The sequence below is a fragment of the Polaromonas sp. P1_G2 genome (genome assembly GCF_056405515.1).
This window is the reverse complement of the sequence record NZ_JBFUBY010001689.1, coordinates 1-367: the sequence shown is the minus strand read 5'-3', so window position 1 is coordinate 367 and position 367 is coordinate 1. Positions and strand designations below refer to the sequence as shown.

Here is a 367-nt window from a genome sequence, read left to right as displayed (position 1 = left end):
GGCCAAGGATGTCCTGCAGGCGGGTGAAATTCTTCTGGTAGACTTTTACCGCATTGCGAATCTCGGCCTCGGCGGCGGCGAGATTGTCATAGTCGGCGGAAAGCTGGCGGATCATGTAGTCGTAGTCGATGCTGTCGATCGGCGTATGCCTGTGCGAGAGCTTCAGATCGTTCATGATATATTCGGTCTTCGGCAGATAGGCGATGGCGAAGGTCGGGCGCCCGGCCATCATCGAGAAGATGCAGGAATGGAAGCGGGTGCCGAGAAACACTTTCGAGCGGTTGATCAGCGCCCGCAGAATATCCGGCTCGCGGCTCTTGGCATCGATGACGACGGGGTTTTTCGCCTTCTTCTGGATCTCATAGGC

The 367-nt window shown here is 56.9% G+C and carries 1 protein-coding gene; it reads right to left on the bottom strand.

The genetic code is table 11. From position 1 onward, the window contains the following. On the bottom strand, positions 1-367 hold a 367-nt coding region (locus tag AC1D0P_RS32125), incomplete at both ends, for a polysaccharide pyruvyl transferase family protein (protein ID WP_477680422.1).